Annotated in this window: 6 protein-coding genes; all 6 read left to right on the top strand. The window is 71.1% G+C overall.

From position 1 onward, the window contains the following. A partial coding sequence (locus DM816_RS38140) for an ATP-binding protein (RefSeq protein ID WP_162908260.1) occupies nt 1-2736 on the top strand: 2736 nt, incomplete at its 5' end. Further along, complete coding sequence (locus DM816_RS38135; RefSeq protein ID WP_117215362.1) at nt 2733-3947, top strand: D-alanyl-D-alanine carboxypeptidase family protein; 1215 nt, start codon at nt 2733-2735, stop codon at nt 3945-3947. The genes DM816_RS38140 and DM816_RS38135, both read left to right, overlap by 4 nt. A gap of 18 nt (nt 3948-3965) precedes the next feature. Then, nucleotides 3966-4709, top strand: coding sequence for a type 1 glutamine amidotransferase (locus DM816_RS38130; RefSeq protein WP_425455329.1), 744 nt, complete (start codon nt 3966-3968; stop codon nt 4707-4709). Nucleotides 4710-4730: 21 nt separating this feature from the next. Then, nucleotides 4731-5438, top strand: a complete 708-nt coding sequence (locus DM816_RS38125) for an SRPBCC family protein (protein WP_117215361.1) — start codon at nt 4731-4733, stop codon at nt 5436-5438. Nucleotides 5439-5443: 5 nt separating this feature from the next. Next, nucleotides 5444-5707 (top strand): DUF1876 domain-containing protein, encoded by a 264-nt coding sequence (locus tag DM816_RS38120; RefSeq protein WP_117215360.1) that lies wholly within the window; start codon nt 5444-5446, stop codon nt 5705-5707. 15 nt (nt 5708-5722) lie between these two features. After that, nucleotides 5723-7945 (top strand): bifunctional [glutamine synthetase] adenylyltransferase/[glutamine synthetase]-adenylyl-L-tyrosine phosphorylase (locus DM816_RS38115; RefSeq protein WP_342768799.1); only part of this gene is annotated, 2223 nt, incomplete at its 3' end.

Below are 7945 nucleotides of genomic sequence, written 5' to 3'. Positions count from 1 at the left end.
GATGCGCTTTCCCGCCTGGCCGGGATGATCGACGAGCACCCGTTGCACGAGCGGTTCCGGGCGCAGCTGATGCTCGCGAGGTATCGCAGCGGAGATGTGGTCGGCGCGCTCGACGCGTTCCGCACCGCGCGGCAGGTGCTCGCCGAGGAGCTGGGCGTCGAGCCGAGCCCCGAGCTGGCCCATCTGCACCAATCGATCCTGCGCCGCGAGGAGACACCGGCTTCCGCACCGTCCAAACCCGACACTGCGCACAGGCCCGCTACAGCGCACGAGCTGCCGATGGAACCGGCCCGGTTCGTCGGCCGCCACGCCGAACTGCTGCGGCTGGACTCCTACGCCGACGGGCAGGAGCGCCTGGTGCTCATCGTGGGCGCAGCCGGTACCGGAAAGACGGCTTTGGCATTGCGCTGGGCACACCGGGTTTCGGCGCGTTTCCCGGACGGTCAGCTGTTCGTCAGCATGCACGGCTTCGACCGGGGTGCGCGCACGCGGCCGGCCGATGTGCTGCCGCGCCTGTTGCACGCGATCGGTGTGCCGGCGCGCGACATCCCGTTCGACGTGGACGGCCAGGTGGCGCTTTACCGCTCGGCCCTGTCGGGCAGGCGTTTGCTCATCCTGCTCGACGACGTCGCCGAGCCGGATCAGGTGCGGCCGCTGCTTCCCGGTGAACCGGGTTGCCTGGTCGTGGTCACGAGCCGTGACCGGTTGAGCGGGCTCGTGGCGTTGGAAGGCGCCCACCGGTTGCGGCTTGAGGTGTTGCCGCAACAGGAGGCGGTCGAGGTGCTCGCGCGCACCGCCGGGGCCGACCTCATCGGCACCGACCGGGCGGCAGCCGCCGAGCTGGCTCGCCTTTGCGGGTGCCTGCCGCTGGCGTTGCGGGTGGCCGGTGGGAGTCTGGCCGACCGCCGCCACGCGGACCTTCGTGACTATCTCGACTCGCTGACGCAGCGTGGTCCGCTGGCCGGGTTGCAAGTGGACGGCGACAGCCGGGCCACGGTCGGCGCCGCGTTCGAGATGTCGTACCGGTCGCTCGACCAGGCCAGCCAACGCATGTTCCGGATGCTGGGCCTGGTCCCGGCGCCGGCCGGACTCACCGTCACCGCAGCGGCTGCGCTGGCGGCGGTGCCGGTCACCGAGGCCGGGCGCGTGCTCGACAAGCTCGACCAGCTGCACCTGGCCCAGGCGTGCGGGCCGGACAGATATGCGTGTCATGACCTGCTGGCCGACTACGCGGCCGAGCTGGGCGAGGCCGAAGACCCGCCCGCGCAGCGGGAGGCCGCCGCCCAGCGCCTGCTGCAGCACTATCTGAGCGCTGTCGACGCGGCCGGGGCCGTGCTGAATCAGCCCAACTGCGCTCTGTCCCGCGATCCGATTGATGATTCGGTACCGGGAAAGGAGTTCACCGACGCCGATCAGGGTCATCGATGGCTGGTCGACGAGTGGGACAACATCGTTGCGGCGCAACGCTTTGCCGCCTCGGCCGGCACCCGGTCCATGGCCTGGCACCTGGCCGATGCGCTGCGGGTGCACGCCTATCATCTGGCGGAGTTCCGCTCGCAGATGTTCGCCGTGGCCGAGCTGGGGCTGGCCGTCGCACAGGAAGCGGAAGACATCGCCGGTGAGGCGGCCGCCCGGCACTTCCTCGGCTTCCTGCGCTTCCGCACGGCCGAATACGTCACCGCCGTCGACGAGCAGGAGCAGGCCGCCGCGCTTTACCACAAGGCGGGCATGCAGTTGGGTGAACTGTCGGCGCTTCGCGGTGCGGCGGTTTCGCTCGCGCACCTCGGCCGGCTGCCCGCAGCGACCGAGCGGTTCACGGCCGTGCTGGCGCTCGACCGGGCCCTGGGCAACCAGCGCGCGGTCGCGGTCGGATACATCAATCTGTCGATGACACACCTGGAGCGCGGCAACCTCGGCAAGGCCGGCCGCTATCTGGCGCTCGCCCTGCTGCTGGGCCGCAGGTTGGGGCAACGCCTGTCTGAGGCGCTCGCCCTGGGCAACCTGGCCGGGGTGCGGCGGCGGCAGGGTCGCCTCGACGAGGCACACACGCTGCAGATCGAGGCGCTGGCCATCTTCCGCGAGCTCGATGCACCGCACGAGGAGGCGGCCGGGCTCGTTACCCTGGGCCGGGTGCATTACGAGCGCGGCGACTTCGATCTGGCGGTCAAGGCCATCACCTCCGCCATCGAGATCGCCGAGCGGATCGCCGACCCGCAGGTGCAGGCCCTCGCCGAGATCGCGCTTGCCGAGGCCAACCTGCGGTCGGACCGGCCGGAAGCGGCGATCGACGGGCTGACGACCGCCCTGCGCATCCTGGAGCGCGCCCGCCATCGCCGCAGCGAGATCGATGCGTTGGCCATGCTCGCCATGGCCTACACAGCACAGGGCCGCCACCGGGCCGCGCACGAGCATGCCGTCAGAGCGCTGGCGCTGGCCGAGGACGCGGGCCCGCCCATCGCTGTCGCGCACGCGCACACCGCTTTGGCGGCTTCACTTCTGGGCCTCGGCGACGTCGCGGCCTGCGTGACGCACGCCGAAGCGGCCCTGTCGCCGCAGCGCGATGGCGGGCAACGGCTGGCCCAGGCCCACACGCTGTGCCTGCTCGGCCAGGCGCACGAGAAGGCGGGACGGCTGGATCGGGCACGGGCCTGCTGGAGTGAGGCCGACCTGCTGTTCACCGAATTCGGCTCGATCGATGCCATGCGCACCGCCGCCGCTCTGGGGAGGTTGGGATGAGTTGGCGTAACGCCGCAGTGGCGCTCCTGTGCGCCGTGACCACACCCGTGCTCGCCGACGCCAGTCCGTCGCCTGCACCGGCGCCGATCCCGTGCCCGAAGTCGGCGGAGCCCAACCCCGAGCGGCCGCCGCGCCCGTCGCCGCCTCCGGACGTGCCCGCACACCGCACTGTCGGGGGCAAGCAGTTGGACAGCGCCGGATTGGTCGTTCCCGCAGGGGTTCCCGACCCTCCCGCCAACACCGCCGTCTCGTGGCTGGTCGCCGACCTCGACACGGGCAAGGTGCTCGGCGCCTGCGGCCCGCACGAATACGGCACCCCGGCCAGCGTGCAGAAGCTCCTGCTGGCGGCCACATTCCTGGACAAGCTCGACCCGCAGCAGATCGTCACCGTGGTCCATGAGGACATCGCCATCCCGTCGGACAGCTCGGCGGTCGGCCTGGTCGAAAATGGACAGTACTCGGTCGAAACGCTGTGGCTCGGGCTGTTGCTGCAGTCCGGCAACGACGCCGCCAACGTGCTGGCCCGCCTCGGCGGCGGAGCCGGGGGCATGGCCGCCGGGGTGCAGGCCATGAACCAACACGCGAAATGGCTCGGCGCCTATCAGACCCAAGCCGTGACGCCGTCCGGTTACGACGGGCCGGGCCAGTTCACCAGCGCCTACGACCTCGCGCTCATCGCGCGGGTCTGCTTCGCCAACGAGACGTTCCGGCGTTACCAGCTCACGGAGCGCACGCAGATCCCCGCGCAGCCGCCGAAGTACGAGGGCTTCGAAATCCAGAACGAGAACCAGCTCATGTCCAAGTACCCGGGCGCCATCGGCGGGAAGACCGGCTTCACCAGCCTGGCCCGCCACACCTATGTGGGTGCCGCGGAGCGCGACGGCAGGCGGCTCGTGGTCACGCTGCTGGGCGCCGAGCCCAGGCCGCAACGCAGCTGGCAACAGGGCGCGGCCCTGCTGGACTGGGGTTTCAGCCTGCCCGAGCAGGTGTCGGTCGGGCGGCTGGTCAACCCGGGTGAGCCCCTCGCGTCACCGTCACCGTCCGCGGCCCCGTCCAATCCGGACGGTCCGGCGGAGGTCGTCGCCGCGGCGGCCGAAAGCCGTTGGACGACGATGTTCTTCTTCGGTACCGGGCTTGCCATCGCCACCGGGATGACCGTGCTCGCCGGACTCGTCCGCCGCGCCCGGATCAGGCGCCGCACAGACGCATAACGGCGGCCAGGTAGCCTCGTGCGGGTGACTGCGCTGGTGGTGGAGAACGACCCGACCGATGACGTGTGCCGGCTGGGCGTGTGGCTGACCGAGGCGGGGCTCTCGCTTGAGGTGCGGCGGCCGCACGCGGGTGACGAGCTGCCCGACAATCTGGCGGGCTATGAGGCGTTGGTCGTGCTCGGCGGCGAGCAGGACGCCTATCCAGCTGACGACGGCACACCTGGCGCGCAGTGGTTTCCCCGGCTGGAGTCGTTGCTGCGCAAGGCCGTGCGTCACCGCGTGCCCACGCTCGCCATCTGCCTCGGCGGCCAGCTGCTCGCGCAGGCCCACGGCGGTCGTGTGGAGCGATCGGCGGCGGGCCCCGAGATCGGCGCGCGCCTGGTCGCCAAGCGCGACATCGCGGCCGCCGATCCGCTGTTCGGCCCGGTGCCCTTCGCCCCCGACGTCATCCAGTACCACCACGACGAGATCACCGTGCTGCCCGCGGGTGCCGTGCTGCTCGCGGCCTCACCCCGGTACCCCCATCAGGCATTCCGGATCGGCGATCGGGCCTGGGGGACGCAGTTCCACATCGAGACCGATGTCGAGATGTTCGCCGGCTGGGTCGCCAAGTTCGACAACGCCGACGCGCTGATCGCGGGCGTCGAATTGGCGCAGGACGACGTGCGTGAGGTGTGGCAGCCGTTCGCCCACCGGTTCGCCGAGCTCGCCCAGGGCCGGCTCGAACCACCGCCCGGTTCGAATTCCTTGCCGGTTATATAACCTGCGCGGTATGTTGGCTCCATGAGCGAGTCTTTGCACACCATCGATGGGCGGCATGTGCTGCGCATGCGTCGCCGCCTGAACCACCGCCCCGAGAAGATCTGGCGCGCCCTCACCGAGCCGGCGCAGCTCAAGCACTGGTTCCCGGCCGAGGTCGAGATCGATCCGGCCGTGGGCACGCCGGTGCGCTTCTCGTTCGGCGGGGATGGCGTTGTCACCGCCGCCGAACCACCGCGCCTGCTTGAATACACCTGGGAGGGCACCATCCTGCGCTGGGAGCTCACGCCCGACGGCGACGGCTGCGTGCTCGACTTCATCCACACCTTCGACGACCGGCCCGGTGCCGCGAGCTTCGCCGCCGGGTGGGACGCATGCCACGCGGCCCTCGACGCGCTCCTGCGCGGTCGGCCCGCCCCGCAAAGCAGCCGGATGGTGCGCGAGCACGAGGAGTTCGTGCACCGCTTCGGCCTCGACCGAGGCGAGGTGCGCACGACCGCCGACGGGTGGGTGGTCCGGTTCGAGCGCCAGCTCACCGTGCCGGAGAAGGAGGCGCGCGAGGCATGGACGTTCGATGGTGTGCAGCCGGAGTTCACCGAGGGCACGGGTCACGGCGCACGCCTCATCGTCACGATCACCGGCCGCGACGGCGATCCACACGCCACACACGACCAGTGGCGTCAGCGCATTGAGGCATACGCCGCACAGCTGGCCGTGGCGGTGCCAGAGTAGGTGGTATGACCACCACCTGGACCATCGAGCTCACCTTCGATGAGGACTCCGACTACACGCAGGCACTGGCCATCCTGCGCACGCCCGACAACCGCGAGCTGCGTGGGCTGGGGCAGGCCAGGCGCAACCCCGACGATCGCCCCGTCCCCAGGATCGGCGAGGAGGTGGCCGGGGCGCGTGCGCTGTCGAGCCTGGCGCACGAGCTGCTGGACTACGCCGCGGCCGAGATCGAGTCGAACGTCCGCCGAGGCGATCCCGACATCGGATGAGTAGCCTTGGGCCCTATGGGCATCGGGCGGCTGGCGCGTTATGGGCTGACTGTGCCGTGCCCACCGGACCTCAAGCTTTGGGACGCAGGCGCGCAGCGGCCGGTGGACGAGGAGTCCGCGCTGATCCTGGAGCAGATCGGGCGCGCGGCAGACCCCGACCTCGCCCTGCGCCAGCTGGCGCGCGTCTTCGAGCGCGACCCGGCCGTGATCGAGGCCATCGGGGCCGATGAGGCCGTGCGGATTCGGCTGATCACCGTGCTTGGCGCGTCGTCGGCGCTGGGCGACCAGCTCGCGGCCGACAAAGACCAGTGGCGCGCGCTGATGAATGACATCCCGCCGCGCTACGAGGTGCACAGTGGACTGGCCGATGTGGCCTCGCTCAAGCAGGGTTACCAGCGCGGCCTGCTGCGCATCGCGGCCGCCGACCTGGCGGACGGGGCGGACATCGAGGTCACGATGACGGAGATCACCGCACTGGCAGATGCCACGATGCGTGCCGCGTACCGCATATCGATAAAAGAAGTTCAAAACGCACCGAGGCTTGCGGTCATCGCGATGGGCAAGTGCGGGGGCGACGAGCTCAACTACGTGTCCGATGTGGACGTCATCTTCGTCGCGGCCGACGACGAAGACCTGGCCGACGGCACGACCGTCGCGACCCGGCTGATGCAGATCTGCGGCCAGGTGGCGTGGCCCGTCGACGCGGCCCTGCGCCCGGAGGGCGGGCGCGGCCCGCTGGTGCGCACGCTCGCCAGCCACCAGGTGTACTACCAGCGTTGGGCGCGCACGTGGGAGTTCCAGGCGCTGCTCAAGGCCCGCCCGGCGGCGGGCGACGCGGGTCTGGCCAAGGCGTGGCTGGCCGGGCTGCGCCCGCTGATCTGGCGCGCCGCCGAGCGGCCGGAGGCGGTCGATGACGTGCGCGCGATGCGGCGCCGGATCGTCGAGCAGATCCCGCCGAGCGAGGTCGATCGGGAGATCAAGCGAGGGCCGGGCGGGCTGCGCGACATCGAGTTCGCGGTGCAGTTGCTTCAGCTCGTGCATGGGCGGGCCGACGAAAACATCCGCTCGGGCAACACTTTGCGCGCGTTGCGGGCGCTCGTGGAGGCCGGCTACGTGGGGCGGCAGGACGGCAGCGCGCTGGAGGCCGCCTATCGATTCCTGCGCCGCGTCGAGCATGCGCTTCAGTTGCAACGGTTGCGGCGGACGCACACTGTGCCCAAGGAAGTGCGGTGGTTGGCTCGCGCGCTCGGGCTCACCGAGGAGGGCTTCCGCGCCCAGTGGGTAAGCCACTCGGCGGAAGTGAGACGGCTGCACGCGAAACTGCTCTACCGTCCGCTGCTCGCGGCGGTAGCGAGAGTCCCCGCGGACGGGCTGTCGCTGAGTCCGCAGAGTGCACGCAAACGGCTGGAGGTGCTCGGTTACGCCGACCCGCATGGGGCCTTGCGCCACATCGAGACCCTGACGTCGGGTGTGTCGCGGACGGCGGCGATCCAGCGCACGCTGCTGCCGGTCCTGTTGGCGGAGTTCGCCGACGCGCCGGACCCCGATGCCGGGCTGTTGGCCTACCGGCAGGTTTCCGAAGCGCTGGGCACCACCCCGTGGTACCTGCGGCTGCTGCGCGACGAGGGACCGGTCGCGATGCGCCTGGCCCGCGTGCTCGACAGTGGTCGATATCTGACGGATCTGCTCTCGCGTGACCCGGAGGCGCTGCGGTTGCTGGCCGACGATTCGGAGCTCGCACCTCGTCAGACCCTTGCGGACGGTTTCGCGGCCGCGGCGGCCCGGCACGACGACCCGGTCAAGGCGGTCGCGGCGGTGCGGGCGTCGCGCAGGCGCGAACTGTTCCGGGTCGGTGCGGCCGACGTGCTCAGCGAGGCCGGGGAACTAGCGCCCGCTTCCAAGGTGGACGTGGTACGGGTCGGGGAGGCGCTGGCCGATGTCACCGACGCGACGTTGAGCGCGGCCCTCGCGGTTGCGCAGCGCGGGGCGCCCAGCGACATGCGGTTCGCCATCATCGGGATGGGACGGTTGGGCGGGGCCGAGATGAGCTATCCGTCCGATGCGGACGTGCTGTTCGTGTTCGACGGGGGGAGCGATGCGGCCGCCCTGGCCGTGGCCGAACGGCTGCGCACGCTGCTGGCCGCGCCCGCGCCCGACCCGCCGCTCGGGGTCGACGCCGACCTGCGCCCGGAGGGGCGGCAGGGACCGCTCGTGCGCAGCCTGGCCGCGTTCGAGCGG

Source organism: Allorhizocola rhizosphaerae (assembly GCF_003426775.1).
Lineage (GTDB): Bacteria > Actinomycetota > Actinomycetes > Mycobacteriales > Micromonosporaceae > Allorhizocola > Allorhizocola rhizosphaerae.
This window is presented reverse-complemented; position numbering and strand designations above follow the sequence as displayed.

Excerpts from the sequence above, each read along its gene's own strand:
- DM816_RS38135 (WP_117215362.1), top strand. The coding sequence starts at position 2,733 with ATGAGTTGGCGTAACGCCGCAGTGGCGCTCCTGTGCGCCGTGACCACA.
- DM816_RS38125 (WP_117215361.1), top strand. The coding sequence starts at position 4,731 with ATGAGCGAGTCTTTGCACACCATCGATGGGCGGCATGTGCTGCGCATG.
- DM816_RS38120 (WP_117215360.1), top strand. The coding sequence starts at position 5,444 with ATGACCACCACCTGGACCATCGAGCTCACCTTCGATGAGGACTCCGAC.